Here is a 25412-nt window from a genome sequence, read left to right as displayed (position 1 = left end):
TAGGGTGGTTTTATGGGGCTGGGCCCGGATTTTTCTGAGGCTAAGGCTATCAATCGGTTCCCGTACACAAAGGGGCAATGGCCCTAACCGTGACTCAGCTCGCGCTTTGGTACGCTGGTATGACCAAAAACTTGGGATTGGCCCGACACACTGCTCAATCCCTCGCCGCCCGGCCATTAGGGCCCTTGCATTTGCCCCACCCCATCCCCATATAGGACGCATCACACGCCAATATCGTCACCACATGACCCACACCATCGACGAATTCAGTGCCGACTGGCACCTGGACATGGACGAACCCGAGCAGGGCACTGAGATTATCCCTGCCGAGCCCAAGCGCCCGGACACCCTGCCGGTGATGCCGGTGCAAAACCGCCCCTTCTTCCCCGCCCAGGTGATGCCGGTGGCGGTCAAGGGTGGACGCTGGGCCGAGACCCTCGAGGAGGTGGAGAAGAGCGAGCACAAGCTGATGGCGCTGTTCTACACCGACCAGGGGGACGCCGCCGAAGGGGTGCTGGATCTGGACCAGCTGGCCGACACCGGCTGCGTGGTTCGGGTGCACGAGGTGCGCCAGAGTGACGATGGCCACTACCAGTTCATCGCCGAGGGGATGGAGCGGGCCCAGGTGCTCAGCTGGGTCAGCAAGGAGCAGCCCTACAAGGCCGCCCTCTCCTACCCCATCGACGAGCACCCGGACAGCAAGGAGATCAAGGCCTACGCCATCGCCATCATCTCGGTGATCAAGGAGCTCATCCCCTTAAATCCCCTCTACTCCGAGGAGCTCAAGCAGTACCTGGAGCGCTTCGGCCCCAACGAGCCCTCGCCGCTGACCGATTTCGGCGCCGCCATCACCACCGCCAAGCCAGAGGATCTGCAGTCGGTGCTGGACACCGTCAGCCTGCTGCCGCGGATGGAGAAAACCCTGGCGCTGCTGAAAAAGGAGCTGGACGCCGCCAAGCTGCACAGCGAAATTGCCGAAGAGGTGAACCAGAAGCTGGAAAAACGCGAGCGGGAGTTCTTCCTGCGCGAGCAGCTTAAGGTGATCCAAAAAGAGCTGGGGGTGTCCAAGGACGACAAGACCGCCGACGCCGAGGAGTTTCGCGCCCGCCTCAAGGGCAAGACCCTGCCCGAGGCGGTGGAGAAGCGCCTCAACGAGGAGCTGCAAAAACTCTCGGTGCTGGAGACCGGCTCACCGGAGTACGCCGTCACCCGAAACTACCTGGACTGGCTCACCCAGGTGCCCTGGGGGGTGTTCTCCAAGGACAGCATCGATCTGGTCAAGGCCCGCAAGGTGCTGGACAAGCACCACGACGGCCTGGCGGACGTGAAAGATCGCATCCTGGAGTTTCTCGCCGTGGGCGCCTACAAAGGCGAGATCGCCGGCTCCATCATCCTGCTGGTGGGCCCGCCCGGGGTGGGAAAAACCTCCATCGGCAAGTCCATCGCCCAATGTCTGGGCCGCCCCTTCTACCGTTTCAGTGTCGGCGGCATGCGCGACGAGGCGGAGATCAAGGGCCACCGACGCACCTACATCGGCGCCATGCCGGGCAAACTGGTGCAGGCGCTCAAGGAAGCCGAGGTGATGAATCCGGTGATCATGCTCGATGAGATCGACAAGATGGGCAAAAGCTACCAGGGCGATCCCGCCTCGGCGCTGCTGGAAACCCTGGATCCGGAGCAGAACGTCGCCTTCCTCGATCACTACCTGGACCAGCGACTGGACCTCTCCAAGGCGCTCTTTGTCTGCACCGCCAACACCCTGGACAGCATCCCCGGCCCGCTTTTGGACCGGATGGACGTCATCCGCCTCTCCGGTTACCTGGCCGAGGAGAAACTGGCCATCGCCAAGCACCACCTATGGCCCCGCCAGCTGGCCAAGGCCGGCCTCAAGCGCAGCCAGCTTCGGATCTCCGACGCGGCCCTGCGCAAGGTGATCGACGGCTACGCCCGGGAAGCGGGGGTGCGGGCCCTGGAGAAACGCCTGGCCAAGCTGGTGCGCAAATCCGTGGTCAAACTGATGGAGAGCGGGGCCGACAAGGCCAGCATCGGCATCAAGGAGATCGAGCCCTTGCTGGGGCTGCCCCGCTTTAAGCCGGAGGAGGTGCTCAGCGGAATCGGCATCGTCACCGGCCTGGCCTGGACCTCCCTGGGGGGCGCCACCTTGCCGGTGGAGGCCCGCCGCATCCACGAGCAGCGTCGCGGCCTGCACCTGTCCGGTCAGCTTGGCGACGTGATGAAGGAGTCCGCCACCATCGCCCACAGCTACGTCAGCGCCGGCATTGGCGAGGGGGGCAGCCTGAGCCAGTACGGGGCACCGCCCCACTACTTCGATAACGCTCACGTCCACCTGCACGTGCCGGACGGCGCCACCCCCAAGGATGGCCCCAGTGCCGGGGTCACCATGGCCACCGCCCTGCTCTCCCTGTCACTGGGCCGGGCGCCGTTGCCCGGTGTGGCCATGACCGGTGAGCTCAGTCTCAGCGGCCAGGTGATGGCGGTGGGGGGCATTCGTGAGAAGGTGATCTCCGCCAAGCGGCAGAAGATCAAAACGGTGATCCTGCCGGAAGCCAACCGCAGTGACTTCGACGACCTGCCCGATTACGTCAAGGAGGGGATCACCGTCCACTTCGCCGAGCGCTTCGAGCAGGTGGCCCACTGGATGTTTGGCTGAACACGCCGGTGTGATCTACTGACGGGGCGCTGCGGCGCCCCGTTTTGACTTGTGTCGATCACAGAAACCGCACCCCGCTGTCACGGGTGAGGCCAAGTCGCCACCGGGATCACAGACAAGGTTCAAAAAATCGCCACAATGGCCGGCTTTGTGTTTTCGATACCCGGTCATTTCGTGTCGCTCTATCTTCTTGCCCAGGCCTTAGGCTTCCTCTCCATGGGGATCGGCTGGTGGGCCAACAGCCAATCGTCGGATCATCGTCTGCTGCGGGGCAACCTGGTGGCGGCCGGCTTGACGGCGGCCCATTTGGGCCTGCTGGGCTCCCCCCTGGGCATGAGCAACCAGATGGTCAATGCCGCCCGTTTCGCCCTGGCCGGACGAGGCGGTGGCAGGGTGCTGGCGCCACTGTTCGCGGCCCTGGCCCTGGCCCAGGGCTGGTGGCTGGCCAGCCACTGGAGCGAGTGGTGCGTGGTGGCCGCCTCGGTGATCTCCAGCTATTTGCTGTTCCACTGCCGTGGCCGCGCCCTGCGCTGGGGCTTGCTCTTGTGCAACGCCCTGAACCTCACTTTGTCGGTCACCCTGCTCTCCTGGTCCGGCTGCCTCTACCAGGTGGTCACCATGGCTTTGCTGCTGCACACCCTGCTGGGCCCCGAGCGCACCGAACAGCCCGAGCGGGGCTGATCCCCACCCGCGCCGCAACTGGTACACTTGAACTCAGGGGAAGGGAAACCCGGAGGTGGCCATGTCGAACCGTTTTTATCTCGTGACCATCGGCCCGGCGCAGTTCGAAGGGATGGTGTCCGCCGATGGCCCGCACATCAAACGCCTGGGCGGCGCCAGCGTGGCAGTGGGCGAAGCCCAGCTGCACCTGGGGGATCCCCTGTTTCCCGGCTGGCGCCTGGTGGACCAGCACCACAGCCTCACCCTGGAGGACCTGTCCGAGTCCGAGGTGCTGACCCTGGCGGAGCAGTTCGGCCTGCCTATGCGCACCGCCCCCACCGAAACGGCGGAGCCCAGCCGCTTCTGGCAAAGCCCCGCCTTTGCCGGCCTGTGCGACTGGGTGCGCCATCACGGCACCAAGGCGGCGCACCAGGTCCGCCAGCACCATCAGCGCACCCCCGGTTGGCTTGAGATGTGTCAAGCCGCCAATGAGCTGGCGGATGAGACCCGTCAAAACTGAACCCTCTTTTGTGACCCCGATCACCAGACAATCCGCTCCCGATTGAACAGAAGCTGTTCAGTAATGTTGTTTTACCCATATTTTACAATGCGTTAGAACAACGGCGTCAAAATCCTGGCATAATGCGCGCCATGAACAGAATCTTGACACTCAAACGCGTGGCCCTGGCCGCCGGCGGCGCTCTGCTGCTCGGCGGTGCCGTCACCGGACACAGTGCCACCGAGGCCCCCGGCCGTCAGGCGTTGGCGTTGCCGACGTTCAACGCCGACGACATCCCCCTGGAGCAGGAGGTGGCCGCCTACGGTCGTCGCCTGGTGGAGGCTTACGATCTCAGCCCGGACAAGGCCCGCCGCTACGCCGGCTACATCCTGGAGTCCGCCGCCTACTCCGGCGTGCCTAAGGAGCTGCTGGCCGCGCTTATTCACACCGAAAGCCACTTCCGCGATCAGGCGGTCTCCGTGGTGGGCGCCGTGGGCCCGGCCCAGATCATGCCCAAGCTGTGGGAAGACGCCTGCGGCGACGTGCTGGAGCCGCGCACCAACGTGTTGTGCGCCGGGGTGGTGCTGCAGCACTACAAGGTGCGCTTCTGTGATGACCAGGCCGCCCCCTACGCCTGCGCCCTCTCCCACTACAACGTTGGCCCCGGCAACCTGGTGCGCCAGCCGGTGCGCAGCCAGGCCGCCGCCAACCGCTACCTGACCAAGATGACCCGGGCCCTGGCCGCCTACGACGAGTACATCCTGGCCCAGCACTTTCCCACCGAACCGGTGGAACAGCCCCCCCGCCCCTGATCCCCGCTGTCACACGACTTGCCCCTATCCGGTGCCATACTGGACGGACCCAACCGGGTTTTTCCGGCATAAGCCAGTGTTCCAGGAGCAGGACGGATGAGCATCAACTACCAGCGGGTCCAGGCGGACCTGACCGAACTACTGGGTCCCAAGGCGGTCACCGACGATCCGGTCCGCCGCTTTGCCTGGTCCACCGACGGCAGCTACTTTCGCATCGTGCCCCAGCTGGTGGTGCGGGTGAACGACGCCGACTCGGTGGCCAAGACCCTGGCGGTGGCCCGTCAGTACGGCGCCCCAATCACCTTCCGCGCCGCCGGCACCAGCCTCTCCGGCCAGGCGGTGGGGGAAGGGATCCTGGTGATGCTCGGTTACGACGGTTTTCGCCAAATCGAGATAAGCGAGGATCACCACAGCGTGGCCCTGGGAGCAGCGGTGATCGGCGCCGACGCCAATGCCAAGCTCAAGCCCCTGGACAGGAAGATCGGGCCGGATCCCGCCACCCTCGCCTCCTGCATGGTGGGGGGCATCGTCAACAACAACGCCTCCGGCATGTGCTGCGGCACCGCCGAGAACAGCTACCAGACCATCCAAAGCGCCAAGCTGCTGTTCGCCGACGGCAGCTACCTGGACACCGGCTCTGCGGACTCCCGGGCCGCCTTTGCCGAAGCCCATCCGGCACTGATCACCGATCTCGAGGCGATGGCCCGGGAGACCCAGGCGGACAGTGCCCTGGCCGAGCGCATTCGACACAAGTTCGCTATCAAGAACACCACCGGCTACAGCCTCAACGCCCTGGTGGACTACCAGGACCCGTTCGATCTCATCAACCACCTGGTGGTGGGCTCCGAGGGCACCCTGGCCTTCGTCGAGGAGGTCACCTACCGGACGGTGGAGGAGGCCCGTTTCAAGGCCTCCGCCCTGGCGGTGTTCAACAACATGGTGGACGCCGCCTCTGCCATTCCCCCGCTCAAAGCCCAGGCGGTGGCCGCCGGCGAGCTGCTGGACTGGGCCTCCATCAAGGCCGTCACCGGCAAAAAAGGGATGCCGGAGTGGCTCTCGGAGTTGCCGGAGGGGGCGGCCATTTTGCTGATCGAGTGCCGGGCCAACGAGGCGGACACCCTCACCGGCTACACCCGCATGGCCACCGAGGCGATAAGCCACATTCCTACCCTGCGGCCCATCGAGTTCAGCACAGACCCGGCGGTGTACGGCCAGTACTGGGCGATGCGCTCTGGACTGTTTCCCATCATCGGCGGCGAGCGGCCAAAGGGCACCTCGGTGATCATCGAGGACGTGGCCTTCCGGGTGGAGGATCTGGCCAATGCCGCGGCGGATCTCTCCGCTCTCTTCCTAGAGCACGCCTACCCCGAGGGGGTGATCTACGGCCACGCCCTGGACGGCAACTTCCACTTCATCATCACCCCGCAGTTTCGCCGCAAGGCGGACATCGAGCAGTTCGACCGCTTTATGCAGGCGGTGGCGGAGCTGGTGATCCACAAGTACGACGGCTCCATGAAGGCGGAGCACGGCACCGGCCGTGCGGTGGCCCCCTTTGTGGAGATGGAGTGGGGGGAGCAGGCCTATGGCCTGATGAAGGCGATCAAGCAGCTGTTCGATCCCGAGGGGCTGCTCAACCCCGGGGTGATCCTCAACGACGACGCCGAAGTGCACATCAAGCAGATCAAGCAATCGGCGGTGGTGGACGACTGGGTGGATCGCTGCATCGAGTGCGGTTTCTGTGAGAAAACCTGCCCCACCTCGTCACTCAACATGTCGCCGCGCCACCGCATCACCACCTTGCGGGAGATCGCCCGGCTGGAGCAGGAGGGCCAGGCGGCCGAAGCCCAGTCGATGCGCGAGGCGGCCCAGTACGACGTCATCGACACCTGCACCGCCTGTCAGCTGTGCACCATCGCCTGCCCGGTGGACAACAACATGGGGATGCTGGTGCGTGAGCTGCGCGGCGCCCAACTGGGCAGCACCGCCCAGAAGGTGCTGGACTTCCAGGCCGACCACTACGGCAAGGTCAACCGGGTGCTCAGTGGCGGCTTCGATCTGCTGCACGGGATCCACAAGTTCGCCGGCGACACCGTCACCGGCAAGATCATGGCCCTGGGCCGCAAGATCTCCTCCGAAGTGCCCTACTGGGATCCGGACTTTCCCAAGGGGGGCAAGCTGCCAACGCCGAGCCACACCGGCAACGGCCGCCCCGTGGTGGTCTACTTCGCCGCCTGCGGCGGGCGCACCTTTGGCCCCACCCCCAAGGATCCGGACAACACCACCCTGCCCGAGGTGATGACCACCCTCCTGGAGCGGGCCGGCTACGAGGTGCGGGTACCGGACAACACCCGGGCCCTGTGCTGCGGCCAGATGTGGGAGTCCAAGGGGGATTACAAGAACGCCGACGGCAAGCGCCGGGAGATGATCGAGGCCCTGGCGGCGCTCACCGAGGGGGGCAAACACCCGGTGCTGGTGGACGCGCTCTCCTGCACCAAGCGCACCCTGCAGGACGCCGACATCGATTACACCCTGCTGGACGCGGTGGATTTCATCTACGCCCACCTGATGCCCAAGCTGACGGTGGTCAAGCGCAAGCCCCAGGTGGCGCTGCACGTGGGCTGCACCGCGGCGCACATGAACGCCGGCGGCAAGATGGAGGCGATCGCCCGGATGTTCGCCGACGAGGTGGTGCGCCCCGAGGGGATCCACTGCTGCGGCTTTGCCGGCGAGAAGGGGCTGTTCAAACCGGAGATCAACGCCGATGCCCTGCGCCATCTGAAGGCCCGGCTGCCGGAAACCCTCAGCGAGGGCTACTACGCCAACCGGATGTGCGAAATCGGCCTGACCCGTCACAGCGGGATCAGCTACCGCCACCTGGCCTATCTGGTGGAGGAGTGCACCCGCCCCGACGGCTGAGTGTGACACCGGCAAAACAAAAAGCGGGCCCGAAGGCCCGCTTTTTTCATCTGTCTTACCCTTAGAAGGCGAACTGCACGGAGGCGCGGAAGGTGCGGCCGGTACCGATGGCCACGTCGCCGTTGTAGAGGCCGTCCTCATCGATGCTGCTGGAGCCGCCACCGAGGTACTCGGTGTCGAACAGGTTCTCCACGTTCAGGCGCAGGTCCACGTCGGTGTTGGCCAGCTTCAGGCCGTAGGAGAGGCCGGCGTCCACCCGCACGTAGGCGTCCTTGACGATGGTGTTTTCCGCATCGGCGAAGCGATCCCCTTCGTAGAACAGGCCGGCGTTCAGGGCCAGGGACTCGGTCATCATGTAGCGGGACCAGAGGCTGGCGGTCCACTCCGGGGCGTCCACCGGGGTCTTGTCCTGGTAGGTGTCGTGGCGATCGTAGTTGGCGTCCAGGTACATCATGGAGCCCATCACGAACCAGTCGTCGCTCACCTGGCCCTGGGCCGCCAGCTCCACCCCGCGGTGGCGCTGCTCGCCGCCCTGGGTGGTGATATCGTAGCCGCCCTGGTTTTCGGTGATGGTGATGTTGTCCTTGAGGATGTCGAACACCGCACCGGTCAGCATCAGGCGCTGGTCAAACAGCTCCCACTTGGCGCCCAACTCCCACTGGGTGCCCATCTCCGGATCCAGGTTGAGCTCCTCGTCGCCGTTGGGGCCCTCGTTGATCACCGTACCCTGGGGCACAAAGCTCTCGGAGTAGTTCAGGTAGATAGAGGCGTTCGGCACCGGGTGGTAGATCACCCCCACCTTGGGCAGCAGGGAGTCGGAGTCGCCGTTGGCCGGATCATTCAGCTTGTCGTAGCGGGCCCCCAGCAGTAGCTGCCAGTTCTCGTTGAAGGTGATGAGATCCTGCAGGTAGATCCCGTAGTAGTCGTAGGTGGAGGGGTCGTACACCTTGTAGTCGTCGGCCCCGAACACCGGTGCGCTGGGCAGGTTGCTGCCGTCGTTGGAGACGGTGATCAGATCCCCCCGCGCCAGAGTGCGCTGGTAGCGGTAATCCAGGTAGTTGGCCCCCACCAGGATCTGGTGGTCGACGCCCAGCGCCTGCACCAGGCCGCTGAAGTCGATGTAGGCGGTGGTGAACTGCCAGTCGTCGAGGCGGTCGTACTCCTGCACCACGTAGGTGCCCTCCTCCACGTTGTGATCCCCCGGCAGGGAGTCCAGGCGCTGACGGTCGTAGTTCTGCTGGTTAAAGCCCAGCTTGGCCTCCCAGTTGCTGGAGAGGTAGATGTTCAGGTTGGCGCCGTAGTTCTCGATGTTGTTGTCGATAAAGGCCCAGGGCATGTCCCAGATCTGGTCACGATCCCCCACCACATCGCCATTGGCATCCAGAATGGCGCCGCGATCGATGCCCGCCTTGTCGCTGGTCTTGTCGTAGTGCACGGACAGGGTACCCCAGCTGCCGATGTCCCCTTCCACCATCAGCGAGCCCAGCCAGCGATCCCGCTCGCGCTCCTCGCCGTTGGTGTATTCACGCCACTCCGTGGTGTCCTGTTTGACGCCCACCGCGCGGTAACGCAGGGCACCGGACTCCACCAGCTTGCCCCCGGCGTCCACCTGGTAACGGGTGGAGCCGTGCTCGTCGATGTCGAAACCGAAGTCCAGGATCCGCTCCACCGTGGGCTTCTTGGTCACCATGTTGATGAGGCCGCCGGGGTTGGACTGGCCGTAGAGCATGCTGGAGGGGCCCTTGAGCACCTCGACCCGCTCCAGAATCTCAATCGGCTGCACGTAGTGGGACCAGTGCTGCATGCCGTCGCGCAGGTAGCCGTTGCCGGAGTCCAGCTCGAAGCCCCGCAGGGAGAACACTTCCCGGTTCCACTTCTGGGAGCCCCCGGTAACGGAGGCGTCGTTGACCAGCACCCGGCTCAAACTGGTGGCCAGCTGCTCGTCGATGACGATCTCGGGGATCACCGTCACCGACTGGGGGGTGTTGAGCAGCGGAATGTCGCCCCGCATCGCGCCACTGGCGTTGTCCACCTTGTAGTCGTCGAAGCTGCTGCCCCGCACGATCAAGGTTTCATCGGCCTGGATCCCGGCTTCACCGCTCTCGGTGGCGAACGCGGGGGCGGTCAGGCCGGCCATCAGAATGGCGCTGAACAGGGGGGATAGTTTCATCATCGGTTACTCCATCTCGGACACCGGTTGGGTCCATGTTCCGGGGTTAAGTTGGCGCCAAATCTAAATGGGAATGTTTCTCATTACAACGTTTATTTTCAGTAAAGGAATCCATTTGGCCGATTTCTACTCGCCTCGTGATCCCGGTCACGCCCGGAACAAAATTTAACCAAAGCACTGAAACTAAAGCGGAAATCAAAGTGCGAGGGGGATTTGAGACCGCGGTCACTGTTGAATGTAAATTTGTTTAAATGCGGATGATAACGGTTCCCATTTGCAAAAAGCGCTGATAAGGTGCGCCCCACTCTCCCTTTGAAAGTGGTCCAGGATGCTTCGCTCCAAACCCGTGCAACAGTGGTCCCGAGCCCTGCACATCTACGTCTCCATGAGCCTGCTGCTGGTGGTGCTGTTCTTTGCCCTGACCGGCATCACCCTGAACCGGCCCCACTGGTTTGTCGGTGAGCCGCAGCGGGCCGATTCGGTACTGACCCTGCCCCCTGCCCTGCTCGCGCCCCAGACCCTGAAAAGCCCCATGGGCGAACAGGCCCTGCTGGACGAACTGCGCTATCAGGGCGGCCTCAAGGGCCAGGCCTCACCGCTTCAGATCTACACCGAGGTGGAAGACGGCGAACTGGTGGAGGGAGAAGTCACCCTGGATTTCAAAGGCCCGGGCTACGACGCCTCGGTGTACATCGACCTGCTCAGCGACCAAGCGGAGCTGTCGGTCACCGATTACGGCACCGTCGCCTGGCTGAACGACCTGCACAAGGGGCGCAACACCGGCGCCGCCTGGCACTGGTTTATCGACCTCAGTGCCCTGCTGATGGTGCTCTTTGTGCTGACCGGCGTGGTGTTGCTGGTGCCCAAGCGCCGCACGTTGCGCACCGCCATGGGCTGGACCCTGGTGGGCAGCGCCGCCACCGCCTCCCTCTATCTGTTGAGCTTGTAAAGGAACCCCTATGCGCGTTGCAGCTCTCGCCCTGGCACTGGCCCTAAGCCCCGCCTGGGCCCAACCCCTGTCGGACTCGGCCCACCTGGACCTGCGTCTGGAACTGCCAGCGATGGACGTGGCCAACTACGCCCGCCCCTACGTGGCCATCTGGCTGGAGGACGGCGACCGCCAAGCGGTGGCCAACCTAGCCCTGTGGACCGGCAACCAGACCGACTGGCTCAAAGACATCCGTCGCTGGTGGCGCCAGTTTGGCCGCTACCAGGCGGACGGCGTCGACGGCTACTCCTCCGCCACCCGCACCGCCGGCGTCCACCAGCTTCAGTGGGACGGCACCGGCACCGACGGTAAACGTCTGGCCCAGGGGGAATACACCCTCTACGTCGAAGTGGTCCGCGAACACGGCGGCCGCGATCTGGTGCGCCAGCGCATCACCCTGGGCGACTCCGCCTTCACCCTGAGCACCGAACCCATGGCGGAAGTGGGCGCGGTGGAACTGACTTACACCCCTTAAGGACATCACAATGAAAAAATCCCTTCTGGCCGCTGGCCTGCTGGCCGGCCTGGTGGCCACCGCTCAGGCCCACCCCCTGTGGATCCTGCCCTCCCACTTCACCGTCTCCAAGGCGGAGGGGGAATGGGTGACCGTGGACGCCACCGCCTCCCACACCACCTTCGGTTTCGACAAGCCCACCAGCGCCGATCCCGCTTTCGTGGTAATGCCCGATGGCCGCCAGGAGCGTCCCGATGCGCTGTTCAAGGGCAAGCGTCGCAGCGTGTTCGACTTCTTCTTCGTCGAGCCGGGCACCCACAAGATCGTCAACAGCCGCGCCCCCTTCTACATGACCACCTATCAGCTGGGCCGTCGCGACGCCGAGCGCCGCATCCGCGCCACCAAGGCTGAAGCCCTGGCCCAGGTGCCGCAGGAGGCCCGCAACGTACAGACCACCATGGTGGAGCCCCGCGGCGAGAGTTACGTCACCGTGATGGCCCCCAACCGCACCGCCCTAGAGCCTGCCAACAAAGGCTTCGAGATGGTGCCGGTGACCCACCCGGCGGACATCATTGAGAACGAGCCGGTGACCTTCCGCTACCTCTACGACGGCAAAGCGGTCGAAGGCGTCAAGGTGGAGGTGACCCGCGAAGGCACCCAGTACCGCGCCGCCCAGGAAGCGATCGCCCTGGAAACCAACGCCGAGGGGGAGATCACCTTCACCCCGGAGCAGGCCGGCCGCTACATCGCCGCCACTTTCCACCGCCAGGCCCTGGAGAACCACCCCCTGGCGGACGTGCACGGCACCATGCTGAACGTGACCTTCGAAGTCCAACTGGACTGAGTGTTGTTGGGGGGCCTCCGGGCCCCCATAAGTGAGTACCCATGCGTCAACTGACTCCCCTGATTGCTCTGGCCCCCCTGCTGCTGGCCAGCCCCGCCTCCGCCCATTTCGGCCTGATGGAGTGCTGGTTCGAGCAGGATCGCAGCCAGATCCACTGCCAGACCGGCTGGACCGACGGCGGCGCCGCCAGCAACTACGACATCCACCTCTACGACTACGACGACAACCTGCTGGCCATCGAACGCACCGACGACCAGTCCCGGGTGCAGTTCCCCGCCCCCGATGGCGAGTTCTACCTGGTGTTCGACCCCGGCCACGAGTCCCCGGTGGAGGTGGACGTGGTTGAGATGAAGGACCGCTGATGCGTCGCGGTCATACCCAAATCGTGGTGCCGGATAACGGCGTGGCCGAGGGCCGCTACGTGGGCCTGGCCATTGGCGGGATCCTGGCCCTCAGCGCCCTGCTGCTGCCCTTTCACCAGGCCCACCACAAAGGCCCGGCCCTGGCATCCCACCAGGTGGCCCTGGACAGCCTGGACAGCCAGGTGCAGGTGGCCGTGACCGATCTGCGACTCACCCATGAGGAGATCCGCGACTGGCACCAGGACAATCTGGACGAGGGGCGGGTCGATGCCGAGGCCTGGCCCCCGCCAGCGGAGCTGGCCGAGGCGTTTTTGCCCCCCTTTGACGGCGGGCAGTGGCACAGCCCGGCCCCCGGCCGCTACCTGGGCCCCATTGCAGGCCACACCCTGGTGATCGACAGCCGCGCCGCGCCGGCCGAGATCTGGCTGTGCGACGCTCCGCCTGCCGGCCTTGCCGACACCGATCTTATTACCGCGCCCTGTCACCAGGTGGTGACGCCGGGCCCCCAAACCCACAAGGATCACTGATGCGCGCGCTTCTGCTCTTGCTGGCCAGCCTGGCCTGTGCCCTGCCCGCCCAGGCCACACTCACCGTCGGCATCGCCCTGCACCCCTACTACAGCTACGTCACCAAGGTGGCCGGCGAGCACGTCGAGGTGCTGCCCCTGGTGGACGAAGGGTTCAACCCCCACGCCTACCAGGCCCAGCCCCAGGACCTGCGCCGTCTGGCCAAGATGGACGCCTTTGTGGTCAACGGCGTCGGCCATGACGACTTCGCCATGCAGGTGATCCGCGCCGCCAACCGGGACGATCTCACCGTCATCTACGCCAACGAAGAGGTGGCCGTGCTGCCGGCCATGGGTGCCGCGGTGGGCGACAGCGCCGTCAACGCCCACACCTTTGTCGGCATCAACACCACCATCCAGAAGGTCTACACCATCTCCCGTGCCCTGGGGGAGCTGGACCCGGCCAATGCCCGCGCCTATCGCAAGAACGCCCGGGCCTACGCCGCCACCTTCCGCGCCATGAAGCAGGAGGCCCTGGCGCAAATTGCCGAGCTGGACACCAGCGGCATCAAGGTGGCCACCACCCACAACGCCTACGGCTACCTGCTGCAGGAGTTCGGCATCGGCGTCGACGCGGTGATCGAGCCGGCCCACGGGGTGGAGCCCTCCGCCAGTCAGCTTCAGGACACCATCGATCGCATCAAGGCCTCCGGCATCAACGTGCTGTTCTACGAGCTGGACATGCCCAACCGCTTTCTCGACACCATCGAACAGGCCACCGGCGTGCAGCTGTACCAGTTCTCCCACCTCACACACGGCCCCTTCGAAGCGGACAAAGTGGAGCGGGAGATGCAGGCCAACCTCAACACCCTGGTCGAAGCCATTCGCTTCGCCGCACAGGCCGAGGCGTTATGAACGGACCCGACATTGTGCTGAGCGATCTCAGCCTCGATTACGGCCCGGAGTCGGTATTGAGCGGGATCCACCACCGCTTCGAGGGCGGCCGCTGCCACGTGCTGATGGGCCCCAACGGCGGCGGCAAAACTTCGCTGCTGCGCTCCATCCTGGGCCTCACCCCCTTTAGCGGCAAAATCGCGCTGCAGTGGCCCGAGCGGCCCGGCAACATCGGCTACGTGCCCCAGTCCGCAGCCTTCGAGTCCAGCCTGCCACTGACCGTCACCGATTTTGTGCTGTTAAACCTCAGCCGCCGACCGCTGTTCTGGCGCCGGGCCAGCGCCGAGCGGCGCCGGGTGCTGGAGCAACTGGCCCGGGTGGGGATGGCCGAACGGGCCGACCGCCGCATGGGTCAGCTTTCCGGCGGCGAACAGCAGCGGGTGCTCTTTGCCCAGGCGCTGCTGGACGACCCGGGGCTTCTCATTCTCGATGAGCCCACCACCGGCATGGACGAGACCGGCGTGCGCTACCTGGATGAGCTGATTGCCGATCTGAACCGCCGCGGCTGCACCCTGCTGTGCGTCCACCACGACGTGGGCGCCGTGCGGCGCCTGCCGGATCCGCTGGTGCACGTGGTCAACCGGGAGATCGTCGATACCGGCCCGGCCGATACGGTGCTGGCCCCCCACAAGCTGGCGCAGCTGTTCCAGCATCACTCAAGAAAGAAGGTGGCCTGATGGAGTGGCTCAGACAACTGGCGGCCAGCGGTGCCGAATCCGGCGTGCTGCCGGAAAGCTTCGCCTACGGCTTCTTGGTCAACGCCCTGGTGGCGGCGCTCTTTATCGGCCCCCTGCTGGGCGCCCTGGGCACCTTGGTGATCGCCAAGCGCCTGGCGTTTTTCTCCGAGGCGGTGGGCCACGGCGCTCTGACTGGGGTGGCCATCGGCATCCTTTTGGGAGAACCCACCGACAACCCCTTTATTGGCCTGTTCAGCTTCTGCATGGTCTTCGCCCTGCTGCTGCACTACATCCGCAACCGCACCAACGTGCCCTACGACACCCTGGTGGGGGTCTTCCTCGCCGTGGCCCTGGCCGGCGGCGCGGCGCTGCTGATGTTTGTCGCCCGCAAGATCAACATCCACCTGCTGGAGAACGTGCTGTTCGGCTCCATCCTGACCGTCACCGACACCGACATCCTGGTGCTGGCCGTCAGCGCACTGCTGATCGCCATCGCCTTTGTGCCCACCTTCAACCGCATGCTGCTCACCTGCATCAGCCCGGACCTGGCCCGGGTGCGCGGCTGGCACACCACGGTGTACGACTACCTGTTCGTGGTGATGATCACCCTGATCACCATCGCCGCGGTGAAGATCATCGGCGCCGTTCTCGTCGGCGCGCTGCTGCTCATCCCCGGCGCCACCGCCCGACTGCTAACCCGGGACATGGGCGCCTTTGTCCGCCTCTCCGCCTTGCTGGCCACCCTGGCCTGTGTGCTCGGCACCCTGCTGCCGATGGAGATGGGCCTGCCCATCCCCTCCGGCGCCGCCATCATCCTGCTCAGTGCCACCGCCTTTCTGGCGGCCACCGGCTACCGCATCGTTGTCAAAGGATAACTGCCATGATTCGACCTCTACTGGCCCTGGCCACCCTGCTGCTGGCCCTGCCCGCCAAGGCCGCCCTGCTCACCCACCTGCCCGCCACCCACATGCTGGCCACTGAGCTGACCCAGGGCACCGAGCTTACCGTCACCTACCTGCCTCCGCGTCGCTACGGCCTGACCCGGCTGCCCGCCTGGTTCGACGGCCAGGGCGAGGCCACCGTGGCCAAGGCCGCCCAAAGCGCCGATGCGGTGATCACCCTAGGATCCATCTGGCCGGCGGACCCGCTCTACCCCCACGCCCGGGCCCACAACATCCGGGTGGTGGAGCTGGACGCCAGCCGCGCCCTGACCCCAAAAGGCAGCTCGGTGGTGACCCGCCAGATGGCGGATGGGGCCACCTCCCCCTACGTCTGGTTAAGCCCCGCCAACCTGGCGCGCATGGCGGACATCCTGGCCGCGGATCTCAAGGCGCTCTACCCGGCCCACGCCGAGCGCATCGCCCAGAACGAAACCGCGCTTAAGCAGGCGATCACCCAGTTGCAGCGGGACCAGCAACAGGCGCTGATGGCCTCCGGCATTGACGCCGTGGTGCTGCTGGATGATCGGCTCGAGGATTTTGTCAGCGGCAACAGCCTCTTTGTGCTGGCCCGCAACACCAAGCCCGCCCTGACCTGGACCGACGAAGACAAGGCCGAGCTTAAGGCCCTGGCCGAAGAGGAAGGGGCCCTGGTGCTGTTAAGCGCGGGCAAGGTGCCTGCCTCTGTAACCCAAGGCCTGGAAAACGTCACCGTACTCACCCTCGACAGCCTGGACCGCTGGGCCAGCGGCATCGATGCCAAGGCGCCCCTTAAGCGCTGGCAGCTGAACCTCTGACTCACCCCCACCTCCTAAAGCGGCGCCCCTCGGCGCCGTTTCTTTTTGCCAACGAAAATGGGTGCATCCAGGCTTGACCTGTCTACAGCTTCATAGTTTAAAGTCAGCCTCAGTATCTGGCCGCAAGAGGACCGCCTTGCCATGTACCGCATCTCCGAGCTGGCCGATTTGGTCGGCCTCTCCCGCACCGCCCTGCTCTACTACGAGAAGCAGAAGCTCATTCGCGGGCGACGGCTGGACAACGGCTACCGGGTGTACAGCGATGACGACGTGCAGCGGGTTCGGCTGATTCAAAAACTGCAGGCAGGCGGGCTCACCCTGAAGGAGTGCCGGGCCTGTCTGGACGCGCGCATCGACCGCGCCCTGCTGACTGAGCGCCTGGCGCAGCTGGACGCGGAGTTGGCGCAGAAACAGCAATCGCGGGATCTCCTGGCGGCCCTGTTGGGCCAGGGGGATCTTAGCGACTGGCATCAAAGTCTCGACGAGGTGGCACCGGATGCGCACCTGGACTGGTTAATGAAGCAGGGGTTCAGCGAAAAGGACGCCCTGCGACTGAAATGGTTATCCAAAGACATGAACGAACACGACAACTATATGGCCGACTTTATGACGGCCTTCGAAACCCTCGACCGCTGGGGCCCCGGCAGCGAAACCGAATCTCGCCGCGCCCTGGGCCTGCTGCCCCGCGCGCCCAAGCACATCCTGGAAGTCGGCTGCGGCAAGGGCCTGGCCACCCGCGTACTGGCCAGTGACACCGACGCGGCCATCACCGCGGTGGACAACGAGCCCGCCGCCCTGTCCCGCTTATCCGAGGTGCTGCAAAGCGCGGGCCTTGGTAAGCAGGTGACGCCGGTGTGCGCCAGCATGACGGAGCTGCCCTTCGAGCCGCAAAGCTTCGACCTTATCTGGGCCGAGGGCAGCGCCTACATCATGGGCGTCACCAACGCCCTCAGTCAGTGGCGGCCCTTCCTGGAGAACGACGGCATCCTGATGCTGAGCGACATGGTGTGGCTGACGGACAACCCCAGCGACAGCGCCCTTGGGTTTTTCAACAAGGAGTACCCGGACATGCAAACCGTGGCGACCCGCCAGGCGCAGATGGCCGACGCCGGATACGAATTGGTGGAGAGCTTCACCCTAAGCGAGGAAGCCTGGGCCAACTACTACCATCCGCTCAAAGCCCGCATCGCAGAACTTCAGCCCCAGATGCCCGACTCCGCCGCCCTGGCCGACATCGCCCGGGAGATCGCCATCTACGAACAGCACCTGGGGGAGTTTGGCTACCAGATGTTTGTGCTGAGAAAGCGCGGTTAAAGACCGGCGTTACATCACCATGCAGAACCGGCCGCAGATTGCGGCCGGATTTTTATGCGCTGTACAACAAGCTCACCAAAGTTAGCGCCATGAAAGGCTTGAGTGGGCCACAGGCGAGCATGCCCCAGCGCTTTCTTGACCTCCCCCAACAAACCCCCCCGTTTAGCTCCTAACGTATTGATTGAACTTGGTTTAGTTGTTAGCGTGGGCAAAATTTCAGCAATGTTATTGCGCTTAGTCAGTGCTTATTGGGACTCGTACGCTCTCGATTAACACTGCTAAAACGAAGAGTAACCGACGAACAAGGAGGATATTTTGATTCTGGAAGACTTCGACTTTGGTAATGAAGCTGGTGATGATGTACCACCAGAAGAACTATCTACATATTTTGTTGAGCAAAGTATGTTCAAGAAATTTACTAACAAAAGTAAAAGATTATGTGTTGCGACAGCGAAAAAAGGGGTTGGTAAATCAGCACTTTTGCAGTGGCTTAAGGTGTCGCTTCCTGAAAGGTATCCACAGGATTTGATTATCAAGGTGAGAGGTTCAGAGGTTACTAGGGACGCCTTCAACCTTACCGCTGAGTTGCATAATCCCAATGACTATATACGAGACTGGATGATACGCCTTTGTGCATTGGTTAATCGAGAAATTGCAAAGAATATTGGCTTTGCCCTTACTGATGACAAAATAACGCTAGTTGAGTCAGCGGAGCTGGAAGGATATAAATCTAAAAACCTAGTGGGGTGTTTAGTTTCTCGATTCGATAAATTGATGGGTAAGGGTCAACCACTAAAGTCAAGTGTTAAAGAGCATCTGGAATTACTTAAAAGGATCGATAACCCTCAAGTCTGGATTCTAATTGATGATTTAGATGCAACATTTCAGAACACGAATAAAGAGTGTTTGGCATTAAGCACATTTTTCTCAGCTTGTCGGTATGTTTTACAAGATATAAAAGGCGTCAATATACGAGTTACAATGAGAAGTGATGTTTGGCCAACCATTAGAAGATTTGATGAGTCATTAGACAAACTAGAACAATACGTAGACGAAATAACCTGGTCAGAAAAAGATTTTAGAAAGCTATTATTCAGAAGAATCGAAAGCCAATCTGTAGAATTACCTTTCGAACTTCCCAAACGAGAGCCATATTTCACGAATGAGCATTACGAAGAAAAAGCGATTGCTCTTGTCTTCGTTCCGAAGGTAAGGTGGGGTGATAAAGACGTTTATTCATACAAAGTAATATATACTTTGTCATATTATAGACCACGGTGGGCTATCCAACTAAGTAAGCTTGCTCAAGCCAATGCAACTACAAGAAATAGAAGTGTGATATCTAAAGAAGATATCGATGATGTTTGGGGTGAATATGGTGCAAAGCGTATTGCAGATTTAGTGGCCGAACATAAGCATCAGTGCAAGAATGTGGAAGAGGTGGTTAACGGTTTCAGGGGGGAAGACCGTCTCTTGAACAGGGATGATTTATTTAAATGCATAAATAATAAAATTTTAAGCCACATGGGAGTGTATATTGATGAAAAGAAAGTCACATCCCCAAGAGAAGTCGGAAGATTCTTGTATAGAATCGGATTTCTTATGGCTCGTTCAGAGGATGAGGCCGGCTATCATCATTATAATTATTCAGACATGCCAGACTTACTATCCTCTCGGACGACTAATGATTATGGAGTAAGTTGGGAGATTCACCCTTGCTATCGTCAAGCGCTCAATATAAAGAAAATTAATCGTTCTCAAAGGAAACGCAGAGGGTTAGCTGTATAGCTGGAATCAAGTACAGGCATGAGTTCACGCTTTTCGTGACTCCTGCCGGCAGCATTGAGCGCCACTAACCCAACACCAAAAAGCCCCCAATTTGGGGGCTTTTGCTTTACCAAACCGAACTCTTACTTCTCTTCGGTGTAGCGCTTCATCCAGCCCAGGGTGTGCTCATACCACTGCACCAGGTTGTCCGGGTTCAAAATCCAGTGGTTTTCGTCCGGGAACATGAGCAGTTCGGAGTCGATGCCCTTGCGCTGCAGCACGGTGAAGGCCGCCAGGCCCTGCTCCAGGGGCACGCGGTAGTCCTTGGCGCCGTGGATCACCAGCATGGGGGTCTGCCACTTGTCGATGTGGTTTACCGGGTTGAACTGCTCGTACAGTTCGCTGTTGTCCCAGTAGGTGCCGCCAAACTCGTACTCGGGGAACCACAGCTCCTCGGTCACCATATAGAAGCTGCGCATGTCGAACAGGCCGGCGTGGTTCACAAGGCAGTTAAAGCCGTCGCTCCAGTTGCCCGCAATCCAGTTCATCATGTAGCCGCCGTAGGAGCCGCCCGCGGCACAGGCGTTGTCCACGTCAAGCCAGGGCTGCTGTTTGCCCACGGCCGCCAGGCCCTTCTGCAAGTCTTCCAGCGGCTTGCCGCCCCAGTCCTTGGAGATGGAGTGGGTGAACTCGGTGCCGTAGCCGGTGGAGCCGTGGAAGTCGATCATCACCACGCCGAAACCGGCGCCGGCCCACAGCTGGGCGTTCCAGCGGCCGTGCCAACGGTTTCCGAAGCTGCCCTGGGGGCCACCGTGCACCAGGAAAGCAACCGGGTACTGCTCGCCCTCTTTGTAGTCGGCGGGCTTGATCCAGTAGCCGTGCACGGTTTCGTTGTTCCAGCCCTTGAAGGTGAACTGCTCGTAGTCGCCGAAGGCCACGTCCTTGAGCTTGTCGGCGTTGATGTCAGTCAGGCGGGTCTGGTTACGGCCACCGTTGTCCATCAGGTAGAGATCCGTCGGCTCGTGCAGGGTGTTGCGGGTGTACAGCAGTTTGCCCCCGGCGGCGGCCTGCAGGCTGTTGCTGCCCTGGTTCACCAGGGTGACGCGGTCGCCGAAGCGGGTGTCGATGGCGAAGATGGACACCTGGCCCAAGTCCTGGGCGGTGACGTACAGGGTGTTGCTGTCGTCGCCAAAGGCGATGGAACCGGCGCTGCGATCCCAGCCCGGGGCCAACTCCTTCACCTCGCCGGAGCGCAGGTCTTTCAGCATCACGCGGAAGCGGTCCGCCTCGTAGCCGGGGATGCTCATCGCCATCCAGGCCATGAAGTTGCCGTCTTTGGAGAAGGTGGGGTGGCTGTCCCAGGCGGGGTTGTCGGCGGTGAGATTCACCGCGTCACCGCCGGTCACCGGCACCTGGTAGAGGTCGTAGTTGGTGTGCCAGGACTGGTCGTTGCCCGGGGCCTTGGCGGCGTACACCAGGTGCTTGCCGTCAGGGGTGAAGCTCACCTCCTCCAATCCGGAGAACGGCAGCGGCGGCACTTCGGTGTCCAGCCCTACGGTCACATCCAGCGGCTCGCTCAGGCTGTCCCCGTCCAGGGTGGCGACAAACAGGTGGTTGCGCAGGCCGTCGGTCCAGATGTCCCAGTGGCGGTACATCAGGCCGGTGTAGTGTTGGCCTGTGGTTTTGAGCTCGGCGCGGGCGTCGGCTTTCTCGGCGCTGCAGGCCAGGGTGTCGCAGGCCGGATCGATGCGCACCTGCAGCACCACCTGCTTGCCGGCGTTATCGAACTTGAAGCCGTCCAGGGACAGGGGCAAGTCGGAGATCTGGCGGGCTTCGCCGCCGCCCAGGGGCAGATACCACAGCTGGGTGGAGCCGGAGCGGGCGGAGAGGAAGTAGATCCCCTTGCCGTCGGCGCTGAAGGCCACGGAGTGCTCGGTGCCCTTGTGGTGGGTCAGGCGCTCGGCCTCGCCCCCCACCACCTGGCGGTAGAGATCGGACTGGCTGTGGTCGCCGTCCACGGTCTTGAGGCCGTAAACCACGGTGCTGCCGTCCGGTGAGAGCGCGGCGGAGTGCACCTTGTTGAAGCTGTTGAGATGGTGAACGTTGAAGGGTTCGGCGGCCACGGCGCTGCCCAGGGGGAGCGCAACAGCCAGCGCGGCAATCCATTGATTCATTGTTATTGTTTCCCGAAATAGTGTCGACACGCGGGGGTGGCCCCAAAGGTCGGAGTCCGCCCGGAGGCCAAGGCCCCCATACTGTTCCACGGTTGCAACCCGGGCGCAACCTTGATGCAACCTCGAGGGGGATTCAGATGGAATCCAGGTGACGACGCAGCAGGGGCGCGAAGGTGGTGCCCTGCACCAACAGCGAAAAGAGCACCACGGCGAACACCATGGACTGCACCGTCCACCAGCCCGGCAGCGCCACCGGCAACGACAGCACCAGGGCCACGGCGATGGCGCCGCGCAGCCCGCCCCACCCCAGCAGCAACGGCCAGCCCCGGGGCAAGGGGCGTCCGGCCAGTCGCAGCGCCCCCTGACAGAAGTAGACGCCGGCAAAGCGGCCGACGATGGCGGCGACGATGGCGATGGCCATGGCCCAGTAGCGCTCCAGGAACATATCAAAGGTGATCACCAGCCCCATCAGGCAGAAGATGAGCAGGTTGAACAGCAGGCCGAACCACTCCAGGCCGTCGCTGAGCTTGGGGATGGCGGCGGACTCGGCCCGGGCGAGCCCCGCCCGGCACACCAGGGCCGCGGCGGCGGAGGCCATGATCCCGGAGACGTGAAACAGGTGCTCGGCGATAAAGAAGCTGCCAAAGGCCAGCAGCAGCAAGGCGATCATCCCCAAGTCCTCCCGGGCCAGGTAGCGGATGATCCCCTGCCCCACCAGCCCCAGTACGACGCCCACCAGCACCCCGCCGACAAACACCAGGGCGAAGCGCCCGGCGATGGCCAGGATGCTGGGGTCCGCCATCGGGTTCTGGGCCAGGCCCATTACCAGGGTAAAGAGCACCACGGCGGTGGCATCGTTGAGCAGGCTCTCCGCTTCGAACAGCGTGGCCAGATCCTTGGGGGCGTGCAGCCGGCTCAGGGTGGCCACCACGGCGACAGGGTCTGTGGCGGAGAGGATGGCGCCGGTCAGGGCCGCCATCATCAGCGGAAAACCGGTGGGGTGGCCCACGGCCCACCAGATCACCAGGGCGCAGACGGCGCCGGTGAGGATCACCCCCACGGTGGCCAGAAACAGCGCCCGGCCGGCCCAGAGCTTGAGCATCGAGGGGGAGAGGCACCAGGCGGCCTGGAAGATGAGGATGGGCAGGAAGAGGTAGAACACCTGGTCCTGCACGAACTCGGCGCGCAGGCCGATGTCCCAGCCGAAGGTGGTGATGAGCAGTCCGGCCCCCACCCCGCTGGCCAGGCAGGACAGGGTGATCTCAAGGCCGGTAATGCGGTTAAGCAGCGCCCCGGCCATCACCATGGCCACGAAGGCCAGCACCTGGCCCAGCAAGGTTAAGGTTTCCATCCGCGCGCCCCTCGGTTTTGCCCAAGTATTGTTCAGACCGGATTTACGCACAAAAAAGCCCCGCGGGTGCGGGGCTTTTTGCAGGTCCGGTCGGCTTACTCCGCCAGTTCGGCGATCTGGCCGCGCCAGTAGGCGGGGCCAGACTCGTGGACGTTGTTGCCGGTGGAGTCCACCGCCACGGTCACCGGCATGTCTTCCACCTCAAACTCGTAGATGGCTTCCATGCCCAGCTCCTCGAAGGCCACCACGCGGGATTGCTTGATCGCCTTGGCCACCAGGTAGGCGGCGCCGCCGACGGCCATCAGGTAGACGGACTGGTGGTTGGCGATGCTCTGCACCGTGGCCGGACCGCGCTCGGCCTTGCCGATCATCCCCATCAGGCCGGTTTCGGAGAGCATCTGCTCGGTGAACTTGTCCATCCGGGTGGCGGTGGTGGGGCCAGCCGGACCCACCACTTCGTCGCCCACGGCGTCCACCGGGCCCACGTAGTAGATAAAGCGGCCTTTAAAGTCCACGCCCTCGGGCAGGCCTTCGCCGGAGTCCAGCAGGTCCTTGATGCGCTTGTGGGCGGCGTCACGGCCGGTGAGGATCTTGCCGTTGAGCAGCAGCACGTCGCCGGCTTTCCAGCTGCGCTGCTCCTCGGGGGTGATGTTGTCCAGGAACACCCGCTTGACGTTGTCGCCGGCCTCCTGGGCCACCTCCGGCCAGTCCTCCATCTTGGGTACCGGCAACTGGGCCGCGCCGGTGCCGTCTAGGTGGAAGTGGACGTGGCGGGTGGCGGCGCAGTTGGGGATCATCACCACCGGCTTGGAGGCAGCGTGGGTGGGCGCGGATTTGATCTTCACGTCCAGCACCGTGGTCAGGCCGCCCAGGCCCTGGGCGCCGATCCCCAGCTTGTTGGCGCGCTCGAAGATCTCCAGGCGCAGCTTCTCCTCGGCGGTTTCGGCGCCGCGCTCTTGCAGTTCGTGGATGTCGATGGACTCCATCAGGGCCTCTTTGGCCATCACCGCCGCCTTCTCGGCGGTACCGCCGATGCCGATCCCCAGCATGCCCGGGGGACACCAGCCGGCGCCCATGGTGGGCAGGGTCTTCTCTACCCACTCGGCGATGTCGTCGGAGGGGTTCAGCATCACCATCTTGGATTTGTTCTCGGAGCCACCGCCTTTAGCGGCGATCATCACCTCGATGGTGTCACCGGGCACCATGTCGATGTGCACCACGGCCGGGGCGTTGTCCTTGGTGTTTTTCCGCGCGCCGGCCGGGTCGGCCACGATGGAGGCGCGCAGCGGGTTGTCCGGGTTGGAGTAGGCGCGACGCACCCCTTCATCCACCATCTGCTGAACGGTGAGATCGCTGTCCCACTGCACCTGCATGCCGATTTTGACGAAGCAGGTGACGATGCCGGTGTCCTGGCACAGCGGGCGGTGGCCCTGGGCGCTCATGCGGCTGTTGATCAGGATCTGGGCGATGGCGTCCTTGGCCGCCGGGTTGATCTCCTTGGCGTGGGCCTCGGTCATCGCGTCGATGAAATCTTTGGGGTGATAGTAAGAGATGTACTGCAAGGCATCAGCCACTGAGCTGATGAAGTGCTCTTTCTGGATCACGGCCATTTTCTACTCCACAGGGCATCCGGCCCTTTGTTTACTATGCCTGTGTTTTCAGGCGCTTTTCGTTATCCCCCTATGATACCCCCGCCGGGGCCATGGGCGCCAGAGTTTGATCCTCGTCACACCGGTGGCCCTATCCCCTTTGAAGCGCTCAGAAAATGGACAATTGGGCCACCCTGTGCCACCACTATGGAAGCCAATCTGAGGGCTGTGATGCCCAAACTTGTGAGCCATGGGAGAGTGATTATGCAACGACGTGAATTGATTCGATTGGGACTGGTGGGCGCCGCAGCCACCCTGGTGGCCCCCAGACAGGTGCTGGCCGGGGTTCAAGGCACCCCCATGGCCGGCGGCGTGTACTACACCAAGGACGCCCCAGGGCGCTGGAGCAAGAAGGTGGCCGGCCACCTGCCGGTGATCGAAGTGGATAAGGGCGCCGGGAAGGTCAAGGTGATCACCGGGCACGAGATGAAAGGGTACGAGCACTACATCGTCAAGCACACCCTGCTGGACGCCAACTTCCAGTTCATCAACGAGCGGGTGTTTGACCCGATGAAGGACGCCGCCCCCATCTCCGAGTTCGAGCTGGCCGGCTACAGCGGTCCCCTCTACGCCCTGAGCATGTGCAACCTGCACGATGTATGGCTGGAGATGGCCGAGGTGTGAACCGCCAACCCTCCACGACAAACGGGGCCATCAGGCCCCGTTTTGACGTCCGATGCCGGCGTCACTTTTGCCGGTAGAAGCCGTCTTTCCAGCAGATGGGCAGGGCTTCGCCGGAGGGGAAGCTCAGGTGATCCTTGGTGCACAGCTCCGGGTCGGCCAGATCCTCCCCGCACTGGTACTGCACCATGACGCTGTCCACGAAGGGGTTGATCAGCGCCGAGGTGTCCGCCACCTCCACCAGATCGCCGGACTCAGTCTCTCTTAATAACATCGCTTTACTCCTTAC

The 25412-nt window shown here is 63.2% G+C and carries 22 protein-coding genes; 17 read left to right on the top strand and 5 right to left on the bottom strand.

All coding sequences use genetic code 11. The features are described 5' to 3' along the window. Positions 1 to 244 precede the first annotated feature (244 nt). The 5 genes from lon (at position 245) to KUV81_RS05020 (ending at position 7558) form a co-directional block, all read left to right on the top strand. On the top strand, positions 245 to 2671 hold the full coding sequence (gene lon, locus KUV81_RS05040; protein ID WP_222542751.1) for an endopeptidase La: 2427 nt from the start codon (positions 245 to 247) through the stop codon (positions 2669 to 2671). A 174-nt stretch (positions 2672 to 2845) separates the two neighbouring features. Continuing rightward, positions 2846 to 3352: a YgjV family protein gene (locus KUV81_RS05035; protein WP_315900040.1), complete on the top strand. Its 507-nt coding sequence runs from the start codon at positions 2846 to 2848 to the stop codon at positions 3350 to 3352. Between the two features lie 61 nt (positions 3353 to 3413). Continuing rightward, positions 3414 to 3851, top strand: a complete 438-nt coding sequence (locus tag KUV81_RS05030) for a hypothetical protein (protein ID WP_222542749.1) — start codon at positions 3414 to 3416, stop codon at positions 3849 to 3851. A 143-nt stretch (positions 3852 to 3994) separates the two neighbouring features. Next, positions 3995 to 4642 carry a transglycosylase SLT domain-containing protein gene (locus KUV81_RS05025; protein WP_222542748.1) on the top strand — a complete coding sequence of 216 codons (648 nt, stop codon included), beginning with the start codon at positions 3995 to 3997 and terminating at the stop codon, positions 4640 to 4642. A gap of 96 nt (positions 4643 to 4738) precedes the next feature. Beyond that, on the top strand, positions 4739 to 7558 hold the full coding sequence (locus KUV81_RS05020; protein ID WP_222542747.1) for an FAD-binding and (Fe-S)-binding domain-containing protein: 2820 nt from the start codon (positions 4739 to 4741) through the stop codon (positions 7556 to 7558). 61 nt (positions 7559 to 7619) lie between these two features. On the opposite strand, the gene KUV81_RS05015 is transcribed toward KUV81_RS05020, so the two are convergent. Continuing rightward, positions 7620 to 9731 (bottom strand): TonB-dependent siderophore receptor, encoded by a 2112-nt coding sequence (locus tag KUV81_RS05015; RefSeq protein WP_222542746.1) that lies wholly within the window; start codon positions 9729 to 9731, stop codon positions 7620 to 7622. Positions 9732 to 10056: 325 nt separating this feature from the next. On the opposite strand from KUV81_RS05015, the gene KUV81_RS05010 reads away from it, so the two are divergent. From KUV81_RS05010 to KUV81_RS04960, 11 genes are all read left to right on the top strand, one after another. After that, the gene (locus KUV81_RS05010) at positions 10057 to 10677 is read left to right on the top strand and encodes a PepSY-associated TM helix domain-containing protein (RefSeq protein WP_222542745.1); all 621 of its coding nucleotides are present in this window, start codon (positions 10057 to 10059) and stop codon (positions 10675 to 10677) included. Positions 10678 to 10687: 10 nt separating this feature from the next. Beyond that, entirely contained in the window at positions 10688 to 11191 is a 504-nt protein-coding gene (locus tag KUV81_RS05005) for a DUF2271 domain-containing protein (protein ID WP_222542744.1), read from the top strand. A 10-nt stretch (positions 11192 to 11201) separates the two neighbouring features. After that, complete coding sequence (locus KUV81_RS05000) at positions 11202 to 12014, top strand: DUF4198 domain-containing protein (RefSeq protein WP_222542743.1); 813 nt, start codon at positions 11202 to 11204, stop codon at positions 12012 to 12014. Positions 12015 to 12055: 41 nt separating this feature from the next. After that, on the top strand, positions 12056 to 12376 hold the full coding sequence (locus KUV81_RS04995) for a hypothetical protein (protein WP_222542742.1): 321 nt from the start codon (positions 12056 to 12058) through the stop codon (positions 12374 to 12376). After that, positions 12376 to 12903: a DUF6162 family protein gene (locus KUV81_RS04990; RefSeq protein WP_222542741.1), complete on the top strand. Its 528-nt coding sequence runs from the start codon at positions 12376 to 12378 to the stop codon at positions 12901 to 12903. The genes KUV81_RS04995 and KUV81_RS04990 overlap by 1 nt, the downstream gene beginning before the upstream one ends. After that, on the top strand, positions 12903 to 13796 hold the full coding sequence (locus KUV81_RS04985) for a metal ABC transporter solute-binding protein, Zn/Mn family (RefSeq protein WP_222542740.1): 894 nt from the start codon (positions 12903 to 12905) through the stop codon (positions 13794 to 13796). The genes KUV81_RS04990 and KUV81_RS04985 overlap by 1 nt, the downstream gene beginning before the upstream one ends. Beyond that, positions 13793 to 14512 (top strand): metal ABC transporter ATP-binding protein, encoded by a 720-nt coding sequence (locus tag KUV81_RS04980; protein ID WP_222542739.1) that lies wholly within the window; start codon positions 13793 to 13795, stop codon positions 14510 to 14512. Before KUV81_RS04985 ends, KUV81_RS04980 begins: the two co-directional genes overlap by 4 nt. Beyond that, positions 14512 to 15387 carry a metal ABC transporter permease gene (locus KUV81_RS04975; protein ID WP_222542738.1) on the top strand — a complete coding sequence of 292 codons (876 nt, stop codon included), beginning with the start codon at positions 14512 to 14514 and terminating at the stop codon, positions 15385 to 15387. Before KUV81_RS04980 ends, KUV81_RS04975 begins: the two co-directional genes overlap by 1 nt. A gap of 5 nt (positions 15388 to 15392) precedes the next feature. After that, positions 15393 to 16247, top strand: a complete 855-nt coding sequence (locus KUV81_RS04970) for a metal ABC transporter solute-binding protein, Zn/Mn family (protein WP_222542737.1) — start codon at positions 15393 to 15395, stop codon at positions 16245 to 16247. Positions 16248 to 16388: 141 nt separating this feature from the next. Further along, positions 16389 to 17561: a MerR family transcriptional regulator gene (locus KUV81_RS04965; protein WP_222542736.1), complete on the top strand. Its 1173-nt coding sequence runs from the start codon at positions 16389 to 16391 to the stop codon at positions 17559 to 17561. A gap of 315 nt (positions 17562 to 17876) precedes the next feature. Next, a complete protein-coding gene (locus KUV81_RS04960; RefSeq protein ID WP_222542735.1) occupies positions 17877 to 19349 on the top strand; it encodes a P-loop ATPase, Sll1717 family in 1473 nt (490 codons plus the stop codon). Positions 19350 to 19471: 122 nt separating this feature from the next. On the opposite strand, the gene KUV81_RS04955 is transcribed toward KUV81_RS04960, so the two are convergent. The 3 genes from KUV81_RS04955 to KUV81_RS04945 form a co-directional block, all read right to left on the bottom strand. Beyond that, positions 19472 to 21502, bottom strand: a complete 2031-nt coding sequence (locus KUV81_RS04955; protein ID WP_222542734.1) for an alpha/beta hydrolase family protein — start codon at positions 21500 to 21502, stop codon at positions 19472 to 19474. Between the two features lie 133 nt (positions 21503 to 21635). Beyond that, the gene (locus KUV81_RS04950; protein ID WP_222542733.1) at positions 21636 to 22853 is read right to left on the bottom strand and encodes a cation:proton antiporter; all 1218 of its coding nucleotides are present in this window, start codon (positions 22851 to 22853) and stop codon (positions 21636 to 21638) included. Between the two features lie 95 nt (positions 22854 to 22948). Beyond that, positions 22949 to 24463 carry a fumarate hydratase gene (locus KUV81_RS04945; RefSeq protein ID WP_222542732.1) on the bottom strand — a complete coding sequence of 505 codons (1515 nt, stop codon included), beginning with the start codon at positions 24461 to 24463 and terminating at the stop codon, positions 22949 to 22951. Between the two features lie 243 nt (positions 24464 to 24706). Here KUV81_RS04945 and KUV81_RS04940 point away from each other — a divergent pair, with 243 nt between their 5' ends. Continuing rightward, positions 24707 to 25126, top strand: a complete 420-nt coding sequence (locus KUV81_RS04940; protein WP_222542731.1) for a desulfoferrodoxin family protein — start codon at positions 24707 to 24709, stop codon at positions 25124 to 25126. 61 nt (positions 25127 to 25187) lie between these two features. On the opposite strand, the gene KUV81_RS04935 is transcribed toward KUV81_RS04940, so the two are convergent. Continuing rightward, a complete protein-coding gene (locus KUV81_RS04935) occupies positions 25188 to 25397 on the bottom strand; it encodes an acetyltransferase (RefSeq protein WP_222542730.1) in 210 nt (69 codons plus the stop codon). Between the last annotated feature and the right edge of the window lie 15 nt (positions 25398 to 25412).

This window comes from Ferrimonas balearica (assembly GCF_019802085.1).
GTDB classification, from domain to species: domain Bacteria; phylum Pseudomonadota; class Gammaproteobacteria; order Enterobacterales; family Shewanellaceae; genus Ferrimonas; species Ferrimonas balearica_B.
The sequence above is the reverse complement of the archived record's forward strand: the minus strand, read 5'-3'. Positions and strand labels throughout refer to the sequence as shown.

Excerpts from the sequence above, each read along its gene's own strand:
- KUV81_RS05030 (WP_222542749.1), top strand. The coding sequence starts at position 3,414 with ATGTCGAACCGTTTTTATCTCGTGACCATCGGCCCGGCGCAGTTCGAA.
- KUV81_RS04940 (WP_222542731.1), top strand. The coding sequence starts at position 24,707 with ATGCAACGACGTGAATTGATTCGATTGGGACTGGTGGGCGCCGCAGCC.
- KUV81_RS05015 (WP_222542746.1), bottom strand. The coding sequence starts at position 9,731 with ATGATGAAACTATCCCCCCTGTTCAGCGCCATTCTGATGGCCGGCCTG.
- KUV81_RS04995 (WP_222542742.1), top strand. The coding sequence starts at position 12,056 with ATGCGTCAACTGACTCCCCTGATTGCTCTGGCCCCCCTGCTGCTGGCC.
- KUV81_RS04990 (WP_222542741.1), top strand. The coding sequence starts at position 12,376 with ATGCGTCGCGGTCATACCCAAATCGTGGTGCCGGATAACGGCGTGGCC.
- lon (WP_222542751.1), top strand. The coding sequence starts at position 245 with ATGACCCACACCATCGACGAATTCAGTGCCGACTGGCACCTGGACATG.
- KUV81_RS05010 (WP_222542745.1), top strand. The coding sequence starts at position 10,057 with ATGCTTCGCTCCAAACCCGTGCAACAGTGGTCCCGAGCCCTGCACATC.
- KUV81_RS04945 (WP_222542732.1), bottom strand. The coding sequence starts at position 24,463 with ATGGCCGTGATCCAGAAAGAGCACTTCATCAGCTCAGTGGCTGATGCC.
- KUV81_RS04975 (WP_222542738.1), top strand. The coding sequence starts at position 14,512 with ATGGAGTGGCTCAGACAACTGGCGGCCAGCGGTGCCGAATCCGGCGTG.
- KUV81_RS04965 (WP_222542736.1), top strand. The coding sequence starts at position 16,389 with ATGTACCGCATCTCCGAGCTGGCCGATTTGGTCGGCCTCTCCCGCACC.
- KUV81_RS05020 (WP_222542747.1), top strand. The coding sequence starts at position 4,739 with ATGAGCATCAACTACCAGCGGGTCCAGGCGGACCTGACCGAACTACTG.
- KUV81_RS04955 (WP_222542734.1), bottom strand. The coding sequence starts at position 21,502 with ATGAATCAATGGATTGCCGCGCTGGCTGTTGCGCTCCCCCTGGGCAGC.
- KUV81_RS04935 (WP_222542730.1), bottom strand. The coding sequence starts at position 25,397 with ATGTTATTAAGAGAGACTGAGTCCGGCGATCTGGTGGAGGTGGCGGAC.
- KUV81_RS04985 (WP_222542740.1), top strand. The coding sequence starts at position 12,903 with ATGCGCGCGCTTCTGCTCTTGCTGGCCAGCCTGGCCTGTGCCCTGCCC.
- KUV81_RS04970 (WP_222542737.1), top strand. The coding sequence starts at position 15,393 with ATGATTCGACCTCTACTGGCCCTGGCCACCCTGCTGCTGGCCCTGCCC.
- KUV81_RS05000 (WP_222542743.1), top strand. The coding sequence starts at position 11,202 with ATGAAAAAATCCCTTCTGGCCGCTGGCCTGCTGGCCGGCCTGGTGGCC.
- KUV81_RS05005 (WP_222542744.1), top strand. The coding sequence starts at position 10,688 with ATGCGCGTTGCAGCTCTCGCCCTGGCACTGGCCCTAAGCCCCGCCTGG.
- KUV81_RS04950 (WP_222542733.1), bottom strand. The coding sequence starts at position 22,853 with ATGGAAACCTTAACCTTGCTGGGCCAGGTGCTGGCCTTCGTGGCCATG.
- KUV81_RS04980 (WP_222542739.1), top strand. The coding sequence starts at position 13,793 with ATGAACGGACCCGACATTGTGCTGAGCGATCTCAGCCTCGATTACGGC.